Genomic DNA, 23,540 nt, shown 5'->3' with positions numbered 1-23,540 from the left:
GGCGCGGGACGGTCGTCAGGTGGCGCAGGAGTCGTGGGTGGCGTCGAAGCCCTTGATCGCCTCGCTGTCGTCGGGACGCAGCTCCTTCAGGCCCTTCCAGTCGTCGCCGATCACCAGCACCAGCTGGTTGGTCCGGGCCGCGGGCAGCTTGCGCAGCGACGCGCCGAGCAGGTCGCCGGTGAGGGTCGGGACGCGGGTCTCGCCGTTGGGGCCGTAGAGCACGGTGGTCTTCGCGTACGGCTTGCGCGCGGTGTCGCCGATCTTCGTGACGTGGTAGCCGCGCTGTTCGAGGAAGGCGGCGACCTGGGTGCCGAGCCCGCCGCGCCAGGTGCCGTTGCGCAGCTCGACCTGGATCTTGGAGCGGCCCACCTTGGCCTGGCCGCCCTTGACGCCCTCGACGCTCTGGTCCTTGGCGACGATCTGGAACAGCCGGTTGGCCTGCGGCTGTGTCCACTCCACCCGGCCCGGCTGGGTGAGCGAGTAGTGCCACGGGGTGGTGATGAACCGGATCTTGCCCGCGTTGAGCCCCTGGAGGCTGGTGGCGAGGTCCTTCATCACGCCCGTGGTCAGGTCGCGGTCGGTGGTGACCGCCTTGGTGGCCGCGTCGAGCAGGCCGAACAGCTTCGCGGGATCGGTCAGCGTCTCGCCGCTCATCACCTGCTTGACCATCGAGGCGATGAACATCTGCTGCCGCTGGATGCGCCCGATGTCGGAGCCGTCGCCGAAGCTGTAGCGGGCGCGTACGTAGCCGAGCGCCTGCTCGCCGTTGAGCATCTGCCGGCCGGCGGACAGGTGCAGCAGCGCCTTCTTGTCGTCCACGCGCTGCGGCAGGCAGACCTCGACGCCGCCGAGGGCGTTGACGATGCCCTTGAAGCCGGTGAAGTCGACCTTCACGAAGTGGTCGATGCGGATGTGGGTGAGGTGCTCGATCGTCTTCCACGTGCAGCCGATGCCGCCGGAGTTGAACGACTCGTTGATCATGCCGACGTGCGCCCGCTGGCCCGGGAACGCGCCCGTGGCCCGGCAGGCGGGAAGCTGCACGAGCGAGTCGCGCGGGAAACTGACGACCATCGCGTTGTCGCGCTTGGACGACACGTGCATCAGCATGATCGTGTCGGTGCGCTCGCCCGCGATCGAGTGGCCGTATTTGGCGTTCTTGCCGTCGCGCTGGTCGGAGCCGACCACCAGGACGTTCATCGCGGTGCCGGCGACCTTCGGCGGGCGGGTCGCGCCGAGGTCGTCGGGCGTGACGTCCTCGTGCTTGATGTTGCCGTTGAGCTTGGCGAGGACGCCGACCGCGACGCCCACCACCAGCAGGACGACGGCCACCGAGATCGCCAGCACCCACCGCAGCCAGCGGCGGCGCCGGCGCGGCTGCGCGCCCGGCTCTGAGGCCGGCGCGTCGACAAGCCCGCTGCTCACGTGACTCCCCAAGGGACGGGGCCGAAGGGCGGGCCGCCCCTGGCCAAGAGCCTCGCCGTACAGTTCTCGGCCGTGGATCGAGCCCGAGTGTATCCAGTCAGCGGGGCCCGCGGGCCCGGACCCGGACGTCCGGGCGGAGACGACCCGATATGTTCATCCGCCCGCCATGCCTCACTCGGGCAGGGGCACCCGGAGGGACACCACGCCGCGCAGGTCGAGCCAGGCCGCGCCGGGGCCGCGGACGAGCCGCATCAGCACCTCCTCGCAGCCGGGGCAGCGGGCCACCATGCCGGGATCGGGGCCGTAGACGCGCATCTCGCCGACCGGGCCGGTGCGCCCGCAGTGGACGCAGCGGCCGGTCGCGGCGGTGAGGTCCACGGCGAAGAGCTCGCCGAGCGGGCCCGCCAGGGCGTTGCCGTCCAGGTATTCAGCGGTCATGTCACCCTCCGGTCGGGCCGAATCGTTCGGTACGGATGCGCTCAGGCGCGTGCCCGAGCGTCAGCAGCAGGTCGGCGGCGGCCTCCACGAACCCGGTCGGCCCGCACACGTAGCAGTCGGCCTCGAACCCGGCCGGCCAGCCGCCCTCCGCCAGGTCGCCCAGCGTGACGCGCCCGGCCGGGCGGGACGCGCCGTCGGGCGCGGCCCGGGTGTAGAGGTAGGCGACGTCCAGGCCGGGATCGGGCCGGCGCAGCTCCTCGGCGTAGTAGCGGCTCTCCGGGTCGCGCAGCGAGTAGACCAGGCGGAACGGCGCCCGGCTGCCCGTCCGGCGGCGCTCCCTGATCATCGCCATCAGCGGGACGATCCCGGACCCGCCGCCGACCAGCAGCACCGGAGCCTTGTCCGCCGGCCGCCAGACGAACCAGCCGCCCACCGGCCCCCGGATCTCGACCTGGTCGCCGGGCTCCATCACCTCGGTCAGGTACGGCGACACCTCGCCGTCCGGCACGGTCTCCACCGTCAGCGCCACCAGCTCGCCGTCCGGCGGCGCGGCCAGCGAGTAGCTGCGCTGCGCCGTGTAGCCGTCGTCGGCCGTCAGCCGCACGTCCACGTGCTGGCCCGCCAGGTGGCCGGGCCAGCCGGGCACCTCGAACACGAGCGTGCGCGCGGTGGCCGTCTCCACCCTGACCTCGCGCAGGCGGGCGGCCCGCCAGGGCAGGCGGCCGCGCACCTCAGTCGCCCTCGTAACGCTGCTCGCGCCACGGGTCGCCGTAGTTGTGGTAGCCCGCGGTCTCCCAGAAGCCCGGATGGTCGTCGTCGAGCAGGTGGATGCCGCGTACCCACTTGGCCGATTTCCACAGGTAGAGGTGCGGGACGAGCAGCCGGGCCGGGCCGCCGTGCTGGGGCGCCAGCTCCTCGCCGTCGAAGCGGTGCGCGATCCACGCCTTGCCGTCGAGCAGGTCCTCCACCGGCAGGTTCGTGGTGTAGCCGCCGTAGGAGTGGATCAGTGCGTAGTCGGCGGCGCTCTCGACGTCCTCGAAGAGCACGTCCAGGGAGACGCCCCGCCACCTGGTCTCCAGCTTCGACCACTTGGTCACGCAGTGCAGGTCGACGGTCGGCGTCTCCTGGGGCAGCGCCATCAGCTCGTCCCAGGACCACCGGTGCGTGCGCCCCGACTCCGTGTCGATGGTGAACTCCCAACGCTCCCGCGGCACCCGCGGCGTCGGCCCGGCGGACAGCACGGGGAAGTCCTCGACGAGGTACTGGCCGGGAGGCAGCCGGTCGTCGTCCCTGCGCCTCCCACGGAAGCCGCGCGAAACAATGCCCACGAACCGCTCCTCCCTAGTGATCGACGTCCATTTCACCACGTCGGGGGGCCACCAGCCCGGATTCATAGGCGAACACCACGAGTTGCGCCCGGTCGCGGGCGCGCAGCTTGGTCATCGCCCGGCTGACGTGCGTCTTCGCGGTGGTCGGGCTGATCACCATGTGGGCGGCGATCTCGTCGTTGGACAGGCCGCGCGCGACCAGCGCGGTGACCTCGCGTTCGCGGTTGGTCAGCACGCCCAGGGCCTCGGGGGACGGGCCCGGGCGGCGGGCGACGTACTCGCCGATCAGGCGGCGGGTGATCGCGGGGGACAGCAGGGCGTCGCCGCGGGCCGCCACGCGCACGCCCTGGAGCAGGTCGGCGGGCTCGGTGTCCTTCACCAGGAAGCCGCCGGCGCCGGCGCGCAGGGCGTTGACGACGTACTCGTCGAGGCCGTAGTTGGTGAGGATCACGACGTGCGTGCCGGACAGGCGGTCGTCGGCGGCGATCCGGCGGGTGGCCTCGATGCCGTCCATGACCGGCATCTGGATGTCGACCAGGGCCACGTCGGGGCGGTGCTCCAGGGCCAGCGCGACGGCCTGCTCGCCGTTCGCCGCCTCGGCGACCACCTCCAGGTCGTCCTCGGCCTCCAGCAGGGCGCGGAAACCGCCGCGGATGAGCGCCTGGTCGTCGGCGAGCAGCACGCGGATCACGCCGGCCCCCGCAGCGGCAGCGCGGCGTGGACGGTGAAGCCGCCCTCGGGGCGGGGCTCGGTGCGCAGCCGGCCGCCGAGCGCCGACACGCGCTCGCGCATGCCGCGCAGGCCGGTGCCGGGGACGGGAGGCTCGCCGGCCGACGCCCTGCCGTCGTCGTCCACCTGGACGACCAGCTCGGCGTCCGCGTACTCGACGCGCACCCGCGCCGCCCCCGCTCCGGCGTGGCGGCAGACGTTGGTGAGCGCCTCCTGGACGATCCGGTACGCGGCCCGGTCCACCTCGGGCGGCAGCGCGCGCCGCGCTCCCGCGACGGTCACGGTGGTCGGCAGGCCGATCGAGCGGGCCCGCCGTACCAGGTCGTCGAGCCGGTCCAGCCCGCTCGGCGCGCCCTCCTCCGGGGTGGGGGCGGGGTCGCGCAGGACCTCCAGGGTGGCGCGCAGCTCGCGCATGGCGTCACCGCTCGCCTCCTGGATCGCCAGCAGCGCCGCGGGCACCTCCTCGCCCCGCTTGCGTGCCAGGTGTACGGCCACTCCGGCCTGCACCTTGATGACCGAGATGCTGTGGGTGAGCGAGTCGTGCAGCTCCCTGGCGATGCGCAGCCGCTCCTCGCCCGCCCGCCGCCTGGCCACCTCCTCGCGGGTGCGCTCGGCCTCGGCGGCCCGCTGCTCGGCCTGCTCCAGGTACGCCTGCCGGTGCCGCGTCACCGTGGCCGCCACCCCTGCCGCCACGAACCAGCCGAGCAGCAGCGTCGTGGCCTGCAGGATCTCCTTGGCGCTCCGGTCGGTGACGGTGGCGAAGTCCGTCGCGAGGCTCGTGCCCAGGAAGGCGGCGGCGGCGAGCGCGGGGAGCAGCCGGTGCCCGTACCTGACCGCGCCGAACACCGAGATCATCACGGGGAACGCGGCCGGCGGTCCCGGCTGGGCGTGCACGGCGTAGATGATCATGGCGGCCGTGCTCCCGGCCAGCGCCGGCAGGGGAGCCCGCCGCCAGGCCGCGAGCGCGAGTGAGCCGGCGAGGACGGCCCCGAGGTCGATCGCGAGGCCGGCCGGGTCCGGGTGCGGCGTGCCGACGAGCACGTTGACCGCCAGCGTGACGGCGACGACCCCGGCGAGCAGCGCGTCCTGGGCGGACGGCCCCAATCGCTCCAGATACCTCACCTCTGCAGGTTAGGGTCTTTCCCGGCGATGATCCTCCGCAGGAGGGCGTATTCTCCGGCTACTTCCGGCGTAGTACGCGGCGGGCATCCCGGTTCGGCGGCGTACGGGGAGAAGCATCCGGCGGCACGACGACGGCGGGCCCGTCGGGGCCGCACGATGTCCGGCATGGACGACACGACCAGAAGCAGGGGCCAGTTCCGCTACGTGACCCCGGTGCCGCCCGACGCCGCGACCGGCCGGGTCGCCGACGTCTACCGGCAGCTCGCCGACGACTTCGGCATGGCGCGCATGGCGGTCTTCCTGACCCTGTCGCCCGCGCCCGAGGTGCTGGCGGCCACCTGGGCGCTGCTGCGCGAGACGCTGCTCGCGGGGGACGTCTCGCGCACCGGCAAGGAGGTCGTGGCGTTGGGGGTGTCGCTGGCCAACCGGTGCCCGTTCTGCGTGGCGGCGCACACGACGCTGCTGCACGCGACCGGCGACCACCGGCTCGCCGAGACCGTCGCCGCAGGGGGCGTCCCCGACGATCCCGCGCACGCGCGACTGCTGGCCTGGGCCAAGGACCGGGGCCCGGCGCCGTTCCCCGCCGAGCACGCCCCCGAGTACGTCGGGACCGCGCTGACCTTCCACTTCGTCAACCGGATCGCCTCGGCGCTGCTCACCGAGAGCCTGCTGCCCGGCAACCTGCAGAAGTCACGGCTGGTGCGGAGCGTGGGCGGGCGGGCGATGTCGCGGACGGTGCGCAGGCGGCTGACCAGTGGGGCCGCCCTGCCGCTCATCGCCGATCTGGGCGGGCGCCCCCAGCCCGGCTGGGCGGCGCGCACGCCGGCGGGCGTGGCCTACGCGGCGCTGCGCACGGTGGCGGGCGACGGGGGCGACCTCCTCAGCACCGAGGCCAGGGCCGCCGTCGCCGGGGCGGTCGCCGCCTGGGACGGCGAGCACCCGCCGATGGGCGGCGCCCGGCTGGACGGCCCGCTCGCCGGTCTCCCGCCCGCCGACCGGCCCGCGGCCCGGCTGGCCCTGCTCACGGCCCAGGCGCCGTACCGCGTGACGGACGCCGACGTGGCCGCCTGGCGCGGCTCCTCCGGGGGCGGGGATGCCGCGCTGGTGCGGCTCGTCGCCTATGGGGCGATCCTCGCGACCGAGCGGGCAGAAAGCATGATCACCGCGGGCCTCCGGGCTCCCGCCGCGGAAGGACGATCATGAGCACCCCCCACTGGAGCCTGCGGGCGCTCAGGGTCGTCGTGCCGCTGCATGTCGTGGCGCTGCTGTTCCAGGCGGTCACGGCGGGCCTGCTGCTGTCCGAGCCCGGCGGTCGCACCGTGCACCTGGCGTCGGCGATGGTCCTGGCCGTCGTCGGCGTCCTGCACCTCGCGGCCGCCATCCTGGTCTGGCGGAACGGCGGGCCGGTGGCGTACGTCGCGCCCGCGGCCCTGCTGATGGTGGCGACCGTCGCGGTGTCGATCCTCGGCATGCGGCACGTGAACACGCTTCACGTGCCGCTCGGGGTGATGATGTTCGGCACAGGCGTGCTCCAGCTCACCCGTGTGGGCTACGCGTGGGGCGGGAGGCGGTCGGAGCGGGGCCAGACGTACTCCAGGTCGTCCGGCTCCTCGTCGCCGAACTTCGGCCGGTAGTAGGCGGGGTCCTTGCGCAGCAGGGCCGAACGGTGGCTGCGGTGCAGGGCCTCGTCGCCGAGCCAGGGCGGCAGCTCGCCGGCCGTGGCGAGCTCGGGCTGGCGGCGTATCTCCGGGGTGCCGCGGAGCTGGGCCAGCTCGGTGGTCATGGTGGCGGCGCAGGTGTCGGCGCGGCCCAGGGCGCACCAGGTGTCGCAGACCTCCAGGCCGTAGCGGATGAGGGCCTCCTCGTACCCGGCCCACATCTTGACGACAGGGTGGTGCCGCCAGCCGTAGCCGGGGACGGTGAGGGCGCGCAGGATCTGCAGGGTCTCCACCCGCTGCTTGCCGAGCCGCAGCGGGTCGAGCACCCCCGCGGTCGCCACAAAATCCGGATAAGGCAGGAACGTCTGCATCAGCCACCCCCTCTGACCTGCTCCTACCCGTGCATCGTATGGACCGTTCGCCGGAGCGCGCTCACAATCGGCCCATGGGAGACGGATATGTCGGCGCCAGGACGCCGCGACGGGAAGACGCCCGGCTGCTGACCGGACGGGCCAGGTACGTCGGCAACGTCCGGTTGCCCGGCCAGGCGTACGCGCACGTGATCCGCAGCCCCATCGCGCACGGGCGGCTGCTCGGCTGCGACGTCAAGGGAGCCTGGGCGGCCGAGGGCGTGCTCGACGTGATCACCCCGGCGGACGCCGCGGGCCTCCGCCTGCCCTGCGTCAACCTCTCCCCGGGCCAGCGCCTCACCGGCTACCCGGTGCTGGACGAGACCATCAGGTACGCGGGCCAGCCCCTCGCCCTCGTCGTCGCCCGTACCCCGGAGGCCGCCAGGGACGCCGCCGACCTCGTCGACCTGGAGCTCGGCGAGCTGCCCGCGGTGGTCGGCGTGGAGCGGGCGCTGGCAGGGGACGCCCCGCTGCTCCACCCCGACCTCGGCACGAACGTCGTCACCGAGTTCCTGCTCGGCGACGACGACTGCGCGGCCGTGATCGAGGGGGCGCCGCACGTGGTGGAGATGACGTTCCGGATGGGACGGGTCTCGCCGCACCCCATCGAGCCGCGCGGCGTCGTGGCCGACTGGTCCGGCGACGAGCTGACCGTGCACATCTCCACGCAGGCGCCGCACCACGTGCGCGAGCACCTGGCCGAGGCGCTCGGCCTCTCGCACGACCGGGTACGGGTGATCGCCGGCGACACCGGCGGCGGCTTCGGCGCCAAGGAGCACGTCTATCCGGACGAGACGCTGATCTGCCTGGCCGCGACGCGCCTCGGCCGCCCGGTGGCCTGGACGGAGGCCGCGGGCGACCGGCTGCTGGCCACGCTGCCCGCGCGGGCCGCCGTGCACCGGGGGCGGCTGGCGCTGGACCACGACGGGCGGTTCCTGGCCCTGGAGGCGGACGTGCTCGCCGACCTCGGCGCCCACCCGTCGAACGCGGGCGCCTCGACGGCGGCGGTGACCGCCACGTTGCTGCCCGGTCCGTACCGGTTCGAGCGCGTCGGCGTCCGCGTCCGGGCCGTGATGACCACCACGACCCCCACCGGCTCCTACCGCGGCTTCGGCCAGCCGGAGGGCGCCCTGACGAGGGAGCGGCTGATCGACGAGGCCGCCCGCAGGCTGGGCGTCGACCCGGTCGAGCTGCGGCTGCGCAACATGCTGGGGCCCGACGAGCTGCCGTGCACGACCCGCGTCCATCAGCGCTACGACTCGGGCGACTATCCGCGCGCCCTGCGGACGCTGCGCGACCTGGTCGAGCCGGTGGTCAAGGACGACGGGCGGCGGCGCGGCATCGGCTGGTCCTGCCACGTCGAGAGCACCGGCATGGGCCCGTCCGACGACCTCAAGGCCATCGGGATCCTGGCCGGCGGCTACGAGACGGCGGTGCTGCGGATGGAGCAGGACGCCTCGGTGGTCGTCACCTCGGGCGTGGTCGGCATGGGCCAGGGCATCGAGACCGCGCTGGCGCAGCTCGCCGCCGACCGGGTGGGGGTGCCGCTGGAGCGGGTGCGGGTGGTGCTGGGGGACACGGCGGCGACGCCGTACTCGTCGGTGGGGTCGATCGCCAGCCGGGCGCTGACGCTCGGCGGCGGCGCGCTGGTGCGGGCGGCGGTGCGGCTGCGGGACAAGCTGCTGGCCATCGCCGCGCACCGGCTGGAGGCCGCGCCGGAGGACCTGGAGCTGGCCGGCGACGCCGTACGGGTCAAGGGCGACCCGCAGGCGTCGGTGCCGCTGCGCGAGCTGGCCACGTCCGCCTGGCGGGGCTGGGACCTGCCGGAGGGCATGCCGCCCGGCTTGGAGGAGCGGGTCAGCTACGACCCGCCCGGCTACACCTTCGCCTACGGCGCGCACGCGGCGGCCGTCGCCGTGGACCCGGAGACGGGCGCGGTCGAGGTCGAGCGCTACTGGGTGGTCAACGACGCGGGCGTGCTGGTGAACCCCGCCGTGGTGGAGGGCCAGATCCACGGCGGCGTCGCCCAGGGGCTCGGGCAGGCGCTGACCGAGGACATCGGCTACACCGAGGAGGGCCAGCCGATCATCGACTACCTGCTGCCGACCACCCGGGAGGTTCCGGACATCCAGGTCGTCCTGCTGGAGACGCCCTCGCCGATCACGCCGGGCGGCATGAAGGGGGTGGGCGAGGCGGGCACGATCGGCCCGCCGGCCGCCGTCGCCAACGCGGTCGCCGCCGCCCTTCCCGAGGTCGCCGACCGGGTCACGGACGTGCCGCTGACCCCGGCGGCGGTGTGGTCGCTGCTGCGCTGAGGTTCCGTTATCCGGAAGTTCACGATTTCTCACCGGAAACATCGACCCGGACGGCCGTCTCGTGCGTACACGTTTCGACAGCCGCTTCAGTTCACCCGTGAACCCCCGGAAGCGAGACGTTATGACGACCACCCTGCGATCGCCCCGCCGGCGCGGGACGCGGTACGTGTGGCCGCTGCGGGAGGATGCCCGGACGGCCGGTCACGCGCGCACGCTCATCCGCCGGCACCTGTCGGCCCTCGGCCTGCATCCCGACCTCGTCCACGACGCCGTGCTCATGGTGAGCGAGCTGGTGACCAACGCCCTCATGTACGGCGAGGCGCCGTACGAGCTGCTGCTGCACGTGGACGCCAAGGACATCATGTGCGTGGTCGTGGACGGCGGCCCCGCCCCGCCCGAGCCCGGGCCGCCCGATCTGGAGGCCGAGCACGGGCGCGGCCTGCGCATCGTGGCCCGGCTCTCCGACGGCTTCTACGGCTGCCACCCCCAGCGCTACGCCACGCACCCGGAGCTGGTGGGCAAGGGCACCTGGTTCGCCCTGCCCCGCCAGGCGCCGACGTGCGCCGTCGTGCCGATCCGTTCTGGGACATAGCTTATTAAGTCAGGATTTCCCGGCTACAGTGTCAGCCGCGAGCCGAGGATGATCTTCGTCGAGGGACGGGCCCCGGCCGCCCTGGAGGCCGTATGTCTGTCTGGATCCCGCGTACCGGCGCCGCGGTCGCCGTCCTCGCGCTCGCCGCAGCCCTCACCACCTCACCGGCCTCGGCGTTCGCGACGCGGACCTACTACGTGGACGCCGTCAACGGCAGCGACGCGGCGGCCGGCACCTCGCCCGCCACCGCCTGGAAGACGCTCACCAAGGCGTCCGGCGCGGCCCTCGCCCCCGGAGACCGGCTGCTGCTCGCCCGCGGCAGCACCTGGCAGGGGCAGCAGCTCGCCATCACCCGCTCCGGCACCTCCGCCGCGCCGATCGTCGTGGACGCCTACGGCTCCGCCGCCGCCCGACCCGTGATCGCTGGGCACGCCGAGGCGTGCGTGAGCCTCGCCGGCACCCACATCGAGCTCTACAACCTGCAGGTCGGGATCGCGCGGGACGGGGCGCGCTGCACGTGGGCCGGGGTGAAGGTGTCCGGTGACGACAACGTGGTCGAGCGCAACCTCATCACCGGCGCCGCCGCCGGCGTCTACATCGAGCAGGGCGTGCGCTACACGGCCGTGACGGCCAACGACTTCGTGGACAACGACCACATGAGCACGCTCACCCCGAAGGACGTGAACGACAACGACGACTCGGGCGCGTTCGCGATCCTCGTCCAGGGCGACGACTCCAACATCGGCTGGAACGAGATCCGCGGCTCCTCCGCCTTCAGCTACGACTACGGCACGGACGGCGCCGCCGTCGAGATCTTCCTCGGCTCGCGCAACCGGATCCACCACAACATCGCCGTGGACAACGAGACCTTCACCGAGCTCGGCACCAGCAGGGACGTCAACCCCGACGGCAGCCCGTCCGACCCCGACGGCACCTCGGGCAACGTCTTCGAGTACAACGTGATCACCGGGCCGGAGACCCAGGCCGCGCTCGTGACGAGGGGGCCGCAGGAGCCCGGCGAGGATCCCGACCCCAACGGCCCCGTCCTCGGCACCGTCTTCCGCAACAACAGCGTCCGCCTCACCCACGCCGACTCCCAGGGCGTGATCTGCGACGCCGCCTGCACGAACGCGCACCTGTCCATGTCCCAGAACATCGTCCAGGCCGTGGTCAAGACCGCCTACGGCCCCGGCGTCACCGACAGCCACCACAACGTGTTCTTCGGCGCCCGCCAGCACCAGATGGGCGGCACCGCCAACGTCACGGCGGACCCGCTGTTCGACCTGACCGACGCCGCGCAGCCGCTCAGGCTCCGCGCCGGAAGCCCGGCCATCGACCTCGGCGTGACACGGTTCAGCGACCAGGACATCACCGGACGCGCCATCGACGGCAGCGACGGCCCCGTGGACGCCGGAGCCCACGAGTACGACAAGTAGGCCCAGCCCGTCTGCCCGCGCGCCCTGCCGCCCGCCCATAATCGGAAGGGTGCGGCGGCGGGCGTTCCTGCGGGCCGGCGGGGTGGCGGCGGCCGGGGTGGCCGGGGCGCTGACGCCGGCCGGGGTCGCGCGCACGCCCGACGACTGCTTCGTCCGCTTACGCCGCCGCTGGCGCGAGCTCGCCGTGGGCTCCCGCTACGACCCGGCGGCCGAACCCTTCCGGGCTGAGCTGGCCGCCCTGGGCCGGGCCGCCGGCCGCCACCGGGACACGATGGCGCCCGGTTCCGGCCGGCTCTGGCCGGACCAGCCGTTCCCCTCCTTCGTCGCGACGCCGCGCCGCCTGCGGACGATGGCGCGGGCGTACGCGCTGCCCGGCACCGGCCTGACCGGCGACCCCGCGCTCGCCGAGGCGGTGGCCGCCGGGATCGACCACTACCGGCGGCACGTGTACGCGGCCGGCGCCTACCCGGCGGGCAACTGGTGGCACTGGCAGATCGGCGTCCCGAAGGCGCTGCTCGACGCGTCCGCGCTGGTGGAGCCGCAGCTCGGCGAGGAGCGCCGGCGCGCGCTGGCCGGGGCCGTGGACCACTTCGTCCCTCAGCACCGCCTCGGCTCCTACGGCGGCACCAGCACCGCCGCCAACCGCGTGGACCTGTGCCTGGTGATGCTGCTGCGGGCGATGCTCGACGCCGACCACGGCAGGGCGGACCTCGCGGTCGCCGCGCTGGCGCCGGTGTTCCGTTACGTCGGCGAGGGCGACGGCTTCTACCGGGACGGCTCGTTCATCCAGCACGAGTACGTCCCCTACCAGGGCTCCTACGGGGTGACGCTGCTGTCGGGCACGGCCGTGATCTTCGCGCTGCTGCGCGGCTCGCCGTGGGAGGTCACGCATCCGGCGGCCTTCGAGGTGGTGGAGCGCTCGTTCGCGCCGTTCGTGCACGACGGGGCGTTCATGGACCTCGTACGCGGGCGCGACATCGGCCGCCGCCCCTTCGGCGACCACGAGCGGGGCCACGCGCTCGCCGACGCGATCCTGCTGCTCGGCGAGGTGGCCCCGGCCGCGTACCGGGTCCGCTGGCAGGCGCTGGTGAAGGGCTGGGCGGCGCGGAGCGGTCACCGGCCCGTGCTGGAGCCCGCCGCGCACGCCCGCCTGGCGGCGGTCGAGGCCGATCCGGCGGTGCCCGCCGCGCCCGAGCCGGTCGGGCACCGGCTGCTGCCGATGAGCGCGCGGGCGGTACACCGGCGGCCCGGCTGGTGCGCGGCGCTCAGCATGTCCTCCCACCGCATCGGGCACTACGAGCACGGCAACGGCGAGAACCTGCGCGGCTGGCACACCGGCTCCGGGATGCTCTACTGGTGGGCGGACGGCCACGGCGAGCACTACTCCGACGCCTTCTGGCCCACCGTCGACCCCTACCGCCTGCCCGGCACGACCGTCTCGGCCAGGCGGCTGCCGGACGGCGCGGGCGACGCGTGGGGCGACACCCGTACGCCGTGGCGGTGGGTCGGCGGGGCCACGGACGGCACGTACGCGGCCGTCGGCCAGCACCTGAGCGGGCTGGAGAGCACGCTGGAGGCGTTCGCGTCGTGGTTCTTCCTCGACGACGCCGTGGTCTGCCTCGGCGCGGGCATCACCGCCGAGGACGGCGCGCGGGTCGAGACGATCGTCGACAACCGCAGGACCGCCGCGCGGCTCACCGTGGGGGAGGGCTGGGCGCACCTGGAGGGCCACGGCGGCTACCTGGTGCCCGGCGGGCGGCTGCGCACGCTGCGGGAACGTCGCGCGGGCGGCGGGGTCGCCCGTGACTACGTCACGCTCTGGCTCGACCACGGCGTCGACCCGCGTTCGGCCGGCTACCACTACGTCCTGCTGCCCGGCGCGACTCTGGAGGAGACGCGGGCCCGCGCGGCCGATCCCGGCCGGCTGCGGGTGCTCGCCAACTCCACCTGCGCGCAGGCCGTACGCGTGCCCGCCCTCGGCCTCACGGCGGCGAACTTCTGGCTCGCCGGATCGGCCGGCGGCCTGACCGCCTCCGCCCCGTGCGCGGTCCTGGCCCGCGAGCATGACGACGGCACGGCCACGCTGACGGTGTCCGATCCCCGGCGCGACCTGGAGGAGCTGGCGGTCACCTGGGACCGGTCGATCGCCGGCCTGCTCGCCGGGGACGCCCTCCTGACCGGCTCCACCCTGTCCTTCCAGGATCTCGCCGCCCGTGAGGGCGCCTCGGTCACCGTACGTCTGGCTTGAGCTCCCCGGTGATGATCCACAGGTGGCCGAACGGGTCACGGACGCGGCCCGAGCGCTTGCCGTAGGGCCGGTTCTCGATCGGCACGACCACCTCGGCGCCGTGGGCGGTCATGCGTTCGCCGACCGCATCGGGATCGCCGACCTCGACCTCCAGGAGGACCGCCGACCCGCCGAGATCATCGGGCGACAGCCACCCCCACGACGCGACGGCCGGCGAGACCCGGAAGGACGCCCCGCCGACGCGGTGATCGATGACACTGGGCCGGCCGTCGTCGCCCGGAGGGGCGCTGAACACCTGCTCAGCGCCCAGGGCGACCTGGTAGAACGCCGACGCGAGGTCGGGGTCGGGCACGACGAGACGGGGAAAAAGAGACGTCATGCGCCCATCGTCGGGCCGGGCGGAGGCACCGGTCTTGAAGATTTGGGCACGCCCTACGCGGTGAGTCCTTCGGCGCGTAGCCACTCGGTGGGCGTACACCCGGCCATGACCCGCCATTCCCTGGTGAAGTGCGCCTGGTCGGCGAACCCGGACGTGGCGGCCACCGCCGCCAGGCTGACCGCCCCGGCACGGGCCGCGGCCACGAGCCCGCCACGCGCGGTCTCGAACCGGAGGAGCCGCTGGTACTCCTTCGGCGTCACCCCCAGCTCCCTCCGGACCGTACCGCTCAGGTGACGCCGGGAGCGCCCGAGCACCCGGGCCGCCTCCTGCACCCGACCGGCCCCGGACAGCGCCGCCAGCGTGGCCCGCAGCTCCTCGCCCCCGGTGCGCCCCCGCCGCCGGGTCCGCCCGGCGAGCAGGGCGCTCTCGACGACGGCACGGCGTTCCGGCCAGGACCGGCACGCCGCCAGCCGCTCCGGCAGCTGCGCCATCGCCGGGGCCACGTCGGCGAGATCGGCGACCTGCCCCGCCAGCGCCGACGCCGGAACCCCCAGCAGCGGGCCGGCACCCGCCGGGCTGAGCGTCAGCCACACGCCGCGCGTGCCGCCCACCTGCCGCAGCTCGGCCGCGTCCAGGTGAAGACCGGCGACAACGGCCCGGAACCGCTCACGCGAGCCGGGCCGCCCCGGCCACCCGATCTCCAGCGAGTCCGCCTCGGGGATGGTGATCGAGATGGTGGACGAGGGCAGCCCCCGATGCACGCCGTCCGCGCCGAGCTCATAGGGGCTCAGCGTCACCACGAACGGCGCCAGAGCCGCGGACCTCTGTACGTCGGTCACCCCTTCACACTACGGCGACCTGCCCGAGCGGGTCGCCGGGCGATCAGCGGGCTTTGACGCTGGTGGGCAGGCCGGACAGGCCGTGAATGTTCGGGTGGTGCACCCGGACCGGAGCGCCCACCTGATAATCCTCGTGCACGGCGGCGACCAGTTCCTCCAGCACGATCCGGGTCTCCAGCCGGGCCAGGCTCGCCCCGAGGCAGAAGTGCGGCCCAGTGCCGAACGCGAGCGTGCGGGAGCGGTCCCGGTCAAGGTCGAACACGTCCGGGTCGGGGAAGACCGCGGGGTCGCGGTTGGCCGCGGCGTAGATCAGCAGCATGCGGGCTCCGGCCGGCACCACCGTGCCGTGCAGCTCGACATCGCGGGTGACGAGCCGGGCGGCCATCTGCCCGGAGGAGTCGTGACGCAGCGTCTCCTCCACCCAGTCTCCGATCCGCGCGGGGCTGAGGAAGACAACGCGCCGCTGGTCGGGGTGACGGGCCGCCTGGAGCCACGCGTTGCCCAGGATCTTCGTGGTGGACTCGTTCCCGGCGATGCCGAGCAGGAGCAGCACCGCGCCGATGTCGGCGTCGGACAGCCCGACGGCGTCGATCTCGGCGGCGATGAGCGCGGACACCAGGTCGTCGCCGGGCCGAGCGCGACGGTCGGCGATGAGCTGCTGGTAGTAGCCGACGAGATTGAGCGTGGCGGTGGCCGAAGCCCGCGTGATGGCGCCGGAGCCCTCTTCACGGAGCAGGCTCTCGTTCGACCAGCGGAGGATCTGCGCGCGGTCGGCCGCCGGTACGCCCACCAGCTCGCTGATGACGTCCGCGGGGATGTCCTGCACGAGGTGAATGAAGTCGAAGTCGCCGCCCGCGTCGAGCACGGCGCGCAGCCGTTCCCGCGTGATCCGCCGGACGAACGGCTCCAGCTCGGCGACGCGCCGCGGTGTGAAACCGCGCGAGATCAGCGCGCGGAAATGGCTGTGCTCGGGCGGGTCCATGGCGATGAACGACTGGCGTTTCGCCATCTCCGGTGACCATAACTCCAGGCTGACTCCGTGGCTGTTGCTGTAGGTGGCGGGGTCCCGGCCGGCGGCGTGTACGTCGGCGTGCCGGGTCAGGGCCCAGAAGTCGAGCTCTGAGTTGCGGTAGAGCGGCGCCTCCTTCCGCAGCCGGGCGTACGTCGGGTAAGGATCATCGTGCATGGCGTAGTCGTACGGGCTGTAGATGACGCTCACGTGACCTCGATCGAGTAGGAGCACAGGCCGATGACGGGTGCTGTCGCTCCAGCTTCGCAACCGTGCCCGAGCCGGGCAACGGCCCCGGCCCCCCGGGGTCCGCGAGCCCGGCGTGGCGGTCGATCAGGCGTGGTTCGTCGGCGTCATCCCGGATGATGTCGAGGTCCGGGATGAACTGGTCGCGGGGTACGGCGCGGACGGCGTCGACGATGGCCGGGCCTATGTGGCCGTGCTCACGTGGATCGAGCGCGGCAATGGCGCGGGTGGTGGTCACCCCCAGAAGGACGCCACCCTGGCCGCTGCGGCCTTGCCCTGGGCGTAGCCGGCCTCGGCGCTCGGGGTGCGGGACGCGGGGGAGAGGGGGTCGGTCCCGAACGCGGCCAGCGACGCCTCGTCGGGCTCGATCACCTCGACCGCGCCGCCGAGCCCGCTCCACGACGGCTCGCCCAGCTCGGCCATCGGCGCGATCACCAGCACCGGGTCGAAGCCCGCCGCGAGGTCGGCGTTGGTGGACGAGCGCACCCCGCCGTCCGTGTACGCCGCCCCGCCGATCCGTACGCACGGCCACACGCCGGGCACCGCGCAGCTGGCCGCCACCGCGTCGACCAGCTCCACCCCCGACTCGGGCGTGAACAGGCGCGGCTCGCCGGTGTGCGCGTCGACCGCCGTGATCACCAGGTCGCGGGCCGGCCAGGTGTGCACCGGCAGCCGGGCCTCGATGACCGCCCGACGCTCGGCCTCGGCCACCGTCGAGGCCGACAGGGCCAGCTCGCCGACCTTGCGCCGCTGCTCGGCCGGGTCGGGCGAGCTGCCGTACGCGGCCTGCAACCGGGTCCACAGCTCCGGCATGTCGACGCCGCTCGTCAGCTCCGGCGTCTGCAGGGCGGGGTCGGCCTGCCGGGCCAGCAGGTCGGCGAGCGGTAGGCCGGAGGTGACCTGGGCGGCCACCGTGGCGCCCGCCGAGGTGCCGACGATCCGGTCGGCGGCGGTCACGTCGACGCCCGCGTCGGCCAGCGCGGCCAGCAGGCCGGTCAGCCACGCGATCCCGGCTACCCCGCCGCCGCCCAGCACCAATGCTCTTCTGTTCATGTGCGAACTCCCCGCGAAAAAAATGTCGGCCGCCGTGTCGATCCGGCCGGAGCCCGTTCGACGCATTGCTGACGAAACGCCATACAGGCTAGTGAAAGGGTCTCGACGATGACACAGAAGATCACGACGTACCTGTGGTTCGACAACCAGGCCGAGGAGGCCGCCGCCTTCTACACCTCGTTGTTCGCCGGCTCGCGGATCGTGCGGGTGCAGCGCAACGGCGACGCCGACACCGTGATGCTGGTCGAGTTCGAGCTGGCCGGGCAGCGCTTCCTCGCGCTGAACGGCGGCCCGCACTTCACCTTCAACGAGGCGGTCTCGCTGTACGTGGACTGCGAGACGCAGGAGGAGGTGGACGAGCTGTGGGCGAGGCTCACCGCGGACGGCGGCGAGGAGTCGCAGTGCGGCTGGCTCAAGGACCGGTGGGGCCTGTCCTGGCAGATCGTGCCGAGCCGGCTGCCCGAGCTGATCTCCGACCCCGACCCCGGCCGGGCCGGGCGCGCCATGAAGGCGATGCTCGGCATGCGCAAGATCGACATCCGGGCGTTGGAGGAGGCCGCCGCGGCGGGCTGACGAAGGGAGGGCGTCTCACCGCTCGGCCAGCCCGTACGGCAGGTCGGGCCGCTGCGCGGCGATGTGCATCAGCCGGTTGTACTTGATGACGCGCTCGCCGCGCGCCGGCGCGCCCCCCTTGAACTGCCCGCAGCCGGTGGCCACGGCCAGCTCGGCGGCGAAGTCGTCCACGGTCTCGCCGGAGCGGTGGGAGACCATGCGCGCGTAACCGTGCTTGCGGCACAGGTCCATGGCCTGGAGCGTCTCGGTGACGGTGCCGGCCTGGTTGACCTTGATGAGCGCCGCGTTGGCGATGTTGCCGGCGATGCCCTGCTCGATGACGGCGGGGTTGGTGCAGAACACGTCGTCGCCGACGAGCTGGAGCCGCTCGCCGAGCCGTTCGGTGAGCCGCCGCCAGCCGTCGGCGTCGTCCTCGGCCATGCCGTCCTCGATGCTCCAGATGGGGAAGTCGGCGGCGAGGTCCGCGTACAGCTCGATCAGTTCGGGGCCGGACAGCCGCTCGCCGGCCACCTCGTAGGCGCCGTCGGGGCGGCGGAACCGGGTGGCGGCCGGGTCCAGCGCGATGGCGACCTGGTCGCGGGCGGCGGTGTAGCCGGCGTCGTCGATGGCCTTCATCAGCGCCGACAGCACCTCGCGGGGGCGGGTGAAGTCGGGCGCGAAGCCGCCGTCGTCGCCCTGCCCGGTGGGCCGGCCGGCGGCGGCCAGGTACGCGCGCAGCACGGCGTAGATCTCGACCCCGGCCCGTACGGCCTCGGCCATCGACGGCGCGCCGATCGGGGCGATCATGAACTCCTGGAAGTCGAGCTGGTTCGAGGCGAGCATGCCGCCGCTCACCATGTTGAAGTGCGGCACCGGCATCCTGGGCCGCACCGTGGACGGGGACAGGAACTCCCACAACTGCTGTCCGTGCGCCGCCGCGACGGCCCGCGCGACGGCCATCGACACGCCCACGGTGGCGTTGCCGCCGAGCCGGCTCTTGTCCGGCGTGCCGTCCAGCTCGATGAGGGCCTGGTCGACGTCGGCGAGCGAGTACCACGGCCGGCCCTTCAACCGGTGGAAGATGGTGCCGGTGATGCGTGCCGCGGCTCGCGTCACGCCGGCGCCGGCGTACCTGCCGCTGTCGCCGTCACGCAGCTCGACGGCCTCGCGGGCGCCGGTGGAGGCGCCGGAGGGAACGCCGGCCCACCCGGTCGCGCCGCCGGCCAGGGTGAGGGTGACCGACAGGGTGGGGCGACCGCGGGAGTCCAGGATCTGCATGGCGCCCAGGTCGATGATGTGGAACGCGCACACGGTTCCTCCAGATTCGGTGCGTCACCGTCCCTACGACGGTGTCATGGTCGTCGGCACGTACATAGGGCAGATCAACCTGACTCTCTTGGACAAGTCCGGCACAAGTCACATCCAACCCATCGTTTAGCGCTGTGGTCCACCCTTGGCGATCGACAACACCGCCACGACAGGGGGATCACATGACCATCGACGACAGGGCGCTGCGCGGGCTGACGCTCTCCGCCGGCGACGACGGCTTCGAGCAGGCGGCGCTGCCGTGGAACCGCGCGGTGCCGCAGCGGGTATCCGTCGTGGTGGAGGCCGAGGGCGCCGCCGACGTGGCCGCCGTCGTACGCCAGGCCGCCGCGTCCGGGCTCCGCGTCACCACGCAGCCGAGCGGCCACGGCGCCACCAGCGGCCTCGACGGCGAGGTCCTGATCCGCACGTCCCGGATGCGGACCGTGGAGATCCGCCCCGACGAGCGCGTGGCGCGGGTCGAGGCGGGGACCTCGTGGGGCGAGCTGCTGGCCGCCGCCGCCAAGCACGACCTCACCGGTCCCGCGGGCAGCTCGCCCGTGGTCAGCGTGACCGGCTACACCCTGGGCGGCGGCCTCAGCTGGTACGGCCGCGCCCGCGGACTGGCCGCCAACGCCGTGCGCGCGCTGGAGATCGTGGACGCCGAGGGCGCCACGTCCCGCGTCACCGCCGACTCCGACCCCGAGCTGTTCTGGGCGCTGCGCGGCGGCGGCGGCGACTTCGCCGTGGTGACCGCGCTGGAGCTGGAGCTGTTCCCCGCGTCCCGCCTGTACGGCGGCCGCCTGCTGTGGCCCGCCGCCCGCGCCGCCGAGGTCATGGCCGCCTTCCGCGAGATCACCGCGAACGCGCCCGAGAAGCTGAGCCTGTGGTTCACCCTCGCGCAGTTCCCGCCCTTCCCCGAGGTGCCCGAGCCGCTGCGCGGCCTCGCCGCCGTCATGGTCGACCTCACCTTCCTCGGCGACGCCGCCGCCGGCCGCGAGCTGGTACGCCCGCTGGAGTCGGTGCCCGGCGCGCTGCTGGACACGCGCGGCGAGCTGCCCGTCAGCGAGCTGGGCGCCATCTGCGCCGAGCCGACCGAGCCCATGCCCGTCCTGTCGCGCGGCGAGCTGCTGACCGACCTCGGCGACGACGCCGTGACGGCCCTGCTGGGGGCGACGGCCGAGAGCGTCGCGCCGCTGGCCACGGTCCAGGTCCGCCACCTCGGCGGCGCGCTGGCCCGGCCCCAGGCGGACGGGGGCGCCTGCGGGCACCTGGCGGAGCCGTACCTGCTGAGCATGATCGCCCCTGCGCCGGTGCCCGAGCTGGCGGCGGCGGGGACGGCCAGGATGGGCGCGATCGCCGGGGCGATGGCGGCGCACACCACCGGGTTCAAGCCGTTCACGTTCCTCGGCGACGGCGAGTCGGCCGCGGCGGCCTTCCCGGCCGCCACGCTGGAGCGGCTGCGCGCGATCAAGCGCGCCCGCGACCCGCACGGCGTGTTCCGCTCCAACTTCCCGGTCCTCGGCTGAGCCTCCGGCCGGGTCGCCGTCGCCCGGCGACCCGGCCGTTCTTTGGGTCAAACACACAACGTCCCCAGCACATGCGCGCGAGCGGCGGTCAGATCGTGGACCGAGCCCGGCTCGACATCGGCGATCCACCGGGGAAGCCCGCTGGGAGCCGAGAGCGCTCGGAGGTCGCCAGCGGATGCCTGACTCAGAGCGCACTTGGCTCGCTAGCGGCCCCGCTGGACCTCGTGGGCTCACCCGCCAGCACCCGCGCCTTCAGCGTCTCGAACTCCTGCCGCAGCGCATGCGGGCCGGCAAGCATCAGGGCGTGTATGGCGCTCATCTCGCGAGCCGATTCCCAAATGCCCGACGCTGGGGTTCGGAACGGGAGGATTTCGATCGAGTGAACCTGGAACGCGGGCGGCTCCAGGTACCGCATGCCTCCGGTCCCGCACAGGTACGTCGTCGCGCCGGTCAGCCACGCGAGGTCGGCGAGCCGCTGTGACCGCCCGCCCCGTGCAAACAGATCGCTGCTGTGGAGAATCCGCCCCGGCCACTTGACCTGTTCCAGCAGCAGGCGCGTGGACAACTCGGTCACGTCCACCAGCCGGTCGGTGCTCTCGAACCGGGCAAGGAGAGATTCGAGCCGCTGCCTGAACGGCGGCCAGTGGATACTGCGCCGGTAGTGGTCGGCGAGGAGTTGCGCGATGCGACGCCGACAGCGCGCGGGGTCGGCCAGACGAGCTCCCCGGATGGACGTCGAGCGGCCGTGCGGCAGGTGGGTCGCTATGGAGAGCCACTGCGCCTGTCCCGAGCCGTCGAGTGAGCCGAGGCGCGTGCGGTGCTGGTAGTCGCGCCGGGTGAACTGGACGTCGTCCAGGACGATCCAGTAGTCGGCGGCGTACAGCTTGGCCAAGGTCGAGAGCCGAGGGAAGAGGTTCGGCTGGTGGATCGCGCACACCTCGCCGTACGGCAGGTCAGGACGACAGAAGTCTGCTGTCGAATCCGGCGCGGAGAAGAGCCTGATAGGCGTCATGAACCTCTCCTGGTACGGGCTGCTCGATGGCGTAGCCGAGCTTTGGGTACTCGATCACGCGCTGGAGGTCGCCCACGAGCATGTCGACGACCAGCTTTGGATCACCGATCGAGCTGACGTAGTCGTCCAACTCCAGCGGCTCGGAGGCGCACACCACCTCGACCTCCGGCCATACCTTCCGGGCGGTGGCGTAGGCGCGGCGCTCCATGTACGGCTTGGAGATCAGCAATACCGACGCAGGTTCGACTCCGGAGTCCGCGAGGACCTGCCGCGACAGGCTGATGTTCTGCCCGGTGTTGGTCGCGTTCGGCTCCAGCAAAATCGCTTCGTCGGGCATACCGAGTTCCACGGCGTGCTCGCGGTAGTGGACGGCTTCGCCGCGCGGGAACCGGGCTGCGGTGGTGGGGCTGGTGGCGCCGGTGAAGACGAGCAGGGGGAACCATCCGGCGCGGTACAGCCCGACGGCCGCACGCGCGACGCCGAGATCATGGCTACCCAGGCCGATGGCCACATCGCACCGGCGCAGGTCGTGGTGCATCTGGTGGTAGTCCCAGGCGGTGCGGGCGTGCCGCCATTGCTCGTCGGTGATGACCTGCTGCTTGACGCTCACTCGGCTGCTCCCTGGTCGCCGTGGGAGGGGAGGACGGACGTTCCCCTGGTGGGTTCGCTGGATGCCTTCGATGCTGCGCAGTTGGTGCGCGAGCCCGTGCTGTGCCGCCTCTCGCGCGGCACGGTCGAGGATCACCAGCCCATCATTCACGGTGTCCCGGTCAGAAAGCAGGATGTGCCCGTAGGCCGTCTCCAGCCGTACCCGTTGCATGGGGGCATCGGTGACGGCGGTGGCCCGAGCGAGGTCGATCAGGCGTAGGGCCTCCGCCAGGTCCCCCGCGCCGCGGTGAGCCAGGGCGAGTTTCTGGTGCGCGACCGACCAGTCCTCGGGTTCGCCGATGTCCTCGAACTCCCGGATGGCGGTCGTCATCAGCCGGGCGGCGTAGTCGTTCTTACCGTTCTTGCTCAGGGCGGTCCCGACCCACAAGCGGGCGCGTGCCCGGTCGCGCGGCGAGAGCCGGTCGTCGACGGCCAGCACCTCGTACTCCTGGGCGGCTTCGTTCAGTTGGCCCGACATCTCGGCGACGACCGCGAGCGACAGATCGAGCTGGGCGACGCGGCGCGGGATGTCGAGCTGAGTGTAGATAGAGCGAGCGTTGAGGTAGGAGCGGCGCGCGGAAAGCGGGCCGGTCACCGCGCCCTGGTCGCGCTGCAGGTCGCCGACCAAAGTCGTGGATCGTGCGAACAGGTAGAGACCGTTGTCGTCCAGGGCATGCGGGTCGTAGCGGGCCAGCCATCGGTTCAGCAGGTCTGCGGCGTAATTGAAGCTCTGGCGGCCGAGAGCGACCACGGCCCGGTCGAGGTCGTCCGTCCACGTCTCGTACTCCCATGCTCGTGGTCCTACGCGGGTGACCCTGAGCCCCTGTTCCGTGCCCTGACCGAGTTCCAGCAGCAAGGTCTCGAACCGCAGGTGGGTCGCCGAGTTCGCGCGAGCGAGCGCGGTGTCCAGGATCGCCTGAGTATCCGGCCGCGGCCTTGTGGAGGAGCCGAAGTGGTCCCACTTCGCCACGGTCCGGGGTGCTACGCCGAGGTGTTGGGCGAAGGCACGCACGCTCATTCGCAGCGCAAGCCGCAGCGCACGGGCTTCCAGGCCAGTCCACTCATGCACGGTCGTCACGACGCTGCTCCCTTCCACGGCCATGGAAGCACGGAGAGGTACCGAGAGCCCACGGAAGTGCAACAGAAGTGCCACAGCGGACCGTATCCAGGCAGGTCAGCGCTGGTCATGCTCGAAGAGCAGGTCATCAGCCCCAGCAAGGCAAGGCGGCTACCTTGTGGTCACTCACCGAGCAGCACGAAGTGGACGGCC

23 protein-coding genes are annotated in these 23,540 nt (G+C 73.1%); 9 read left to right on the top strand and 14 right to left on the bottom strand.

Features of this window, described 5'->3' with window-relative positions; all coding sequences use genetic code 11:
• Positions 1-15: 15 nt before the first annotated feature.
• The 6 genes from SMD20_RS29765 to SMD20_RS29740 form a co-directional block, all read right to left on the bottom strand.
• Positions 16-1,422 (bottom strand): LCP family protein, encoded by a 1,407-nt coding sequence (locus tag SMD20_RS29765; RefSeq protein WP_329587598.1) that lies wholly within the window; start codon positions 1,420-1,422, stop codon positions 16-18.
• Between the two features lie 171 nt (positions 1,423-1,593).
• Positions 1,594-1,860 (bottom strand): DUF6510 family protein, encoded by a 267-nt coding sequence (locus SMD20_RS29760; protein ID WP_329587597.1) that lies wholly within the window; start codon positions 1,858-1,860, stop codon positions 1,594-1,596.
• 1 nt (position 1,861) lies between these two features.
• Positions 1,862-2,590 (bottom strand): ferredoxin reductase, encoded by a 729-nt coding sequence (locus SMD20_RS29755; protein ID WP_329587595.1) that lies wholly within the window; start codon positions 2,588-2,590, stop codon positions 1,862-1,864.
• Position 2,591: 1 nt separating this feature from the next.
• The gene (locus tag SMD20_RS29750; protein ID WP_329587593.1) at positions 2,592-3,188 is read right to left on the bottom strand and encodes a sulfite oxidase-like oxidoreductase; all 597 of its coding nucleotides are present in this window, start codon (positions 3,186-3,188) and stop codon (positions 2,592-2,594) included.
• A gap of 13 nt (positions 3,189-3,201) precedes the next feature.
• Positions 3,202-3,879: a response regulator transcription factor gene (locus SMD20_RS29745; protein WP_329587591.1), complete on the bottom strand. Its 678-nt coding sequence runs from the start codon at positions 3,877-3,879 to the stop codon at positions 3,202-3,204.
• The gene (locus tag SMD20_RS29740) at positions 3,876-5,039 is read right to left on the bottom strand and encodes a sensor histidine kinase (protein ID WP_329587588.1); all 1,164 of its coding nucleotides are present in this window, start codon (positions 5,037-5,039) and stop codon (positions 3,876-3,878) included. Before SMD20_RS29740 ends, SMD20_RS29745 begins: the two co-directional genes overlap by 4 nt.
• Before the next feature lie 165 nt (positions 5,040-5,204).
• Between SMD20_RS29740 and SMD20_RS29735 the strand changes: the two genes are divergently transcribed.
• Together SMD20_RS29735 and SMD20_RS29730 are read left to right on the top strand one after the other, a co-directional pair.
• A complete protein-coding gene (locus SMD20_RS29735) occupies positions 5,205-6,242 on the top strand; it encodes a carboxymuconolactone decarboxylase family protein (protein WP_329587587.1) in 1,038 nt (345 codons plus the stop codon).
• The gene (locus SMD20_RS29730) at positions 6,239-6,673 is read left to right on the top strand and encodes a hypothetical protein (protein WP_329587584.1); all 435 of its coding nucleotides are present in this window, start codon (positions 6,239-6,241) and stop codon (positions 6,671-6,673) included. The genes SMD20_RS29735 and SMD20_RS29730 overlap by 4 nt, the downstream gene beginning before the upstream one ends.
• Here the strand turns inward: SMD20_RS29730 and SMD20_RS29725 are convergent.
• Positions 6,589-7,068, bottom strand: coding sequence for an MSMEG_6728 family protein (locus SMD20_RS29725; protein ID WP_329587581.1), 480 nt, complete (start codon positions 7,066-7,068; stop codon positions 6,589-6,591). The two genes, SMD20_RS29730 and SMD20_RS29725, sit on opposite strands and share 85 nt — an antisense overlap.
• A 74-nt stretch (positions 7,069-7,142) precedes the next feature.
• On the opposite strand from SMD20_RS29725, the gene SMD20_RS29720 reads away from it, so the two are divergent.
• The 4 genes from SMD20_RS29720 to SMD20_RS29705 all read left to right on the top strand — a co-directional run bounded on the left by SMD20_RS29720 (position 7,143) and on the right by SMD20_RS29705 (position 13,698).
• Positions 7,143-9,422: a xanthine dehydrogenase family protein molybdopterin-binding subunit gene (locus SMD20_RS29720; RefSeq protein ID WP_329587578.1), complete on the top strand. Its 2,280-nt coding sequence runs from the start codon at positions 7,143-7,145 to the stop codon at positions 9,420-9,422.
• 121 nt (positions 9,423-9,543) lie between these two features.
• Entirely contained in the window at positions 9,544-10,014 is a 471-nt protein-coding gene (locus tag SMD20_RS29715; protein ID WP_329587576.1) for an ATP-binding protein, read from the top strand.
• A 92-nt stretch (positions 10,015-10,106) separates the two neighbouring features.
• The gene (locus tag SMD20_RS29710) at positions 10,107-11,450 is read left to right on the top strand and encodes a hypothetical protein (RefSeq protein ID WP_329587574.1); all 1,344 of its coding nucleotides are present in this window, start codon (positions 10,107-10,109) and stop codon (positions 11,448-11,450) included.
• Positions 11,451-11,499: 49 nt separating this feature from the next.
• Positions 11,500-13,698 (top strand): polysaccharide lyase 8 family protein, encoded by a 2,199-nt coding sequence (locus SMD20_RS29705; protein ID WP_329587572.1) that lies wholly within the window; start codon positions 11,500-11,502, stop codon positions 13,696-13,698.
• Here the strand turns inward: SMD20_RS29705 and SMD20_RS29700 are convergent.
• The 3 genes from SMD20_RS29700 to SMD20_RS29690 are packed head-to-tail and all read right to left on the bottom strand — an operon-like array spanning position 13,679 to position 16,135.
• Positions 13,679-14,077, bottom strand: a complete 399-nt coding sequence (locus tag SMD20_RS29700) for a VOC family protein (protein WP_329587569.1) — start codon at positions 14,075-14,077, stop codon at positions 13,679-13,681. The two genes, SMD20_RS29705 and SMD20_RS29700, sit on opposite strands and share 20 nt — an antisense overlap.
• Before the next feature lie 53 nt (positions 14,078-14,130).
• A complete protein-coding gene (locus SMD20_RS29695) occupies positions 14,131-14,916 on the bottom strand; it encodes a helix-turn-helix domain-containing protein (protein WP_329587567.1) in 786 nt (261 codons plus the stop codon).
• Positions 14,917-14,959: 43 nt separating this feature from the next.
• Positions 14,960-16,135 (bottom strand): cytochrome P450, encoded by a 1,176-nt coding sequence (locus tag SMD20_RS29690; protein ID WP_329587564.1) that lies wholly within the window; start codon positions 16,133-16,135, stop codon positions 14,960-14,962.
• A 112-nt stretch (positions 16,136-16,247) separates the two neighbouring features.
• Between SMD20_RS29690 and SMD20_RS29685 the strand changes: the two genes are divergently transcribed.
• On the top strand, positions 16,248-16,457 hold the full coding sequence (locus tag SMD20_RS29685; protein ID WP_329587561.1) for a hypothetical protein: 210 nt from the start codon (positions 16,248-16,250) through the stop codon (positions 16,455-16,457).
• Here the strand turns inward: SMD20_RS29685 and SMD20_RS29680 are convergent.
• Complete coding sequence (locus tag SMD20_RS29680) at positions 16,406-17,224, bottom strand: patatin-like phospholipase family protein (RefSeq protein WP_329587559.1); 819 nt, start codon at positions 17,222-17,224, stop codon at positions 16,406-16,408. The genes SMD20_RS29685 and SMD20_RS29680 overlap by 52 nt on opposite strands.
• A gap of 108 nt (positions 17,225-17,332) precedes the next feature.
• Here SMD20_RS29680 and SMD20_RS29675 point away from each other — a divergent pair, with 108 nt between their 5' ends.
• Positions 17,333-17,797, top strand: coding sequence for a VOC family protein (locus tag SMD20_RS29675; protein ID WP_329587556.1), 465 nt, complete (start codon positions 17,333-17,335; stop codon positions 17,795-17,797).
• A 15-nt stretch (positions 17,798-17,812) separates the two neighbouring features.
• Here SMD20_RS29675 and eno read toward each other — a convergent pair whose 3' ends face one another.
• Positions 17,813-19,087, bottom strand: a complete 1,275-nt coding sequence (gene eno, locus SMD20_RS29670) for a phosphopyruvate hydratase (RefSeq protein ID WP_329587553.1) — start codon at positions 19,085-19,087, stop codon at positions 17,813-17,815.
• Between the two features lie 179 nt (positions 19,088-19,266).
• Here eno and SMD20_RS29665 point away from each other — a divergent pair, with 179 nt between their 5' ends.
• Entirely contained in the window at positions 19,267-20,610 is a 1,344-nt protein-coding gene (locus SMD20_RS29665; protein WP_329587550.1) for an FAD-binding oxidoreductase, read from the top strand.
• A gap of 184 nt (positions 20,611-20,794) precedes the next feature.
• Here the strand turns inward: SMD20_RS29665 and SMD20_RS29655 are convergent, their stop codons facing one another.
• Positions 20,795-21,622, bottom strand: coding sequence for a WbqC family protein (locus SMD20_RS29655; protein WP_329587548.1), 828 nt, complete (start codon positions 21,620-21,622; stop codon positions 20,795-20,797).
• A complete protein-coding gene (locus SMD20_RS29650; protein ID WP_329587545.1) occupies positions 21,564-23,348 on the bottom strand; it encodes a YdcF family protein in 1,785 nt (594 codons plus the stop codon). Before SMD20_RS29650 ends, SMD20_RS29655 begins: the two co-directional genes overlap by 59 nt.
• Between the last annotated feature and the right edge of the window lie 192 nt (positions 23,349-23,540).

It is taken from the genome of Nonomuraea sp. LP-02, from assembly GCF_036289125.1.
Taxonomy (GTDB): Bacteria; Actinomycetota; Actinomycetes; order Streptosporangiales; family Streptosporangiaceae; genus Nonomuraea; species Nonomuraea bangladeshensis.
This window is presented reverse-complemented; position numbering and strand designations above follow the sequence as displayed.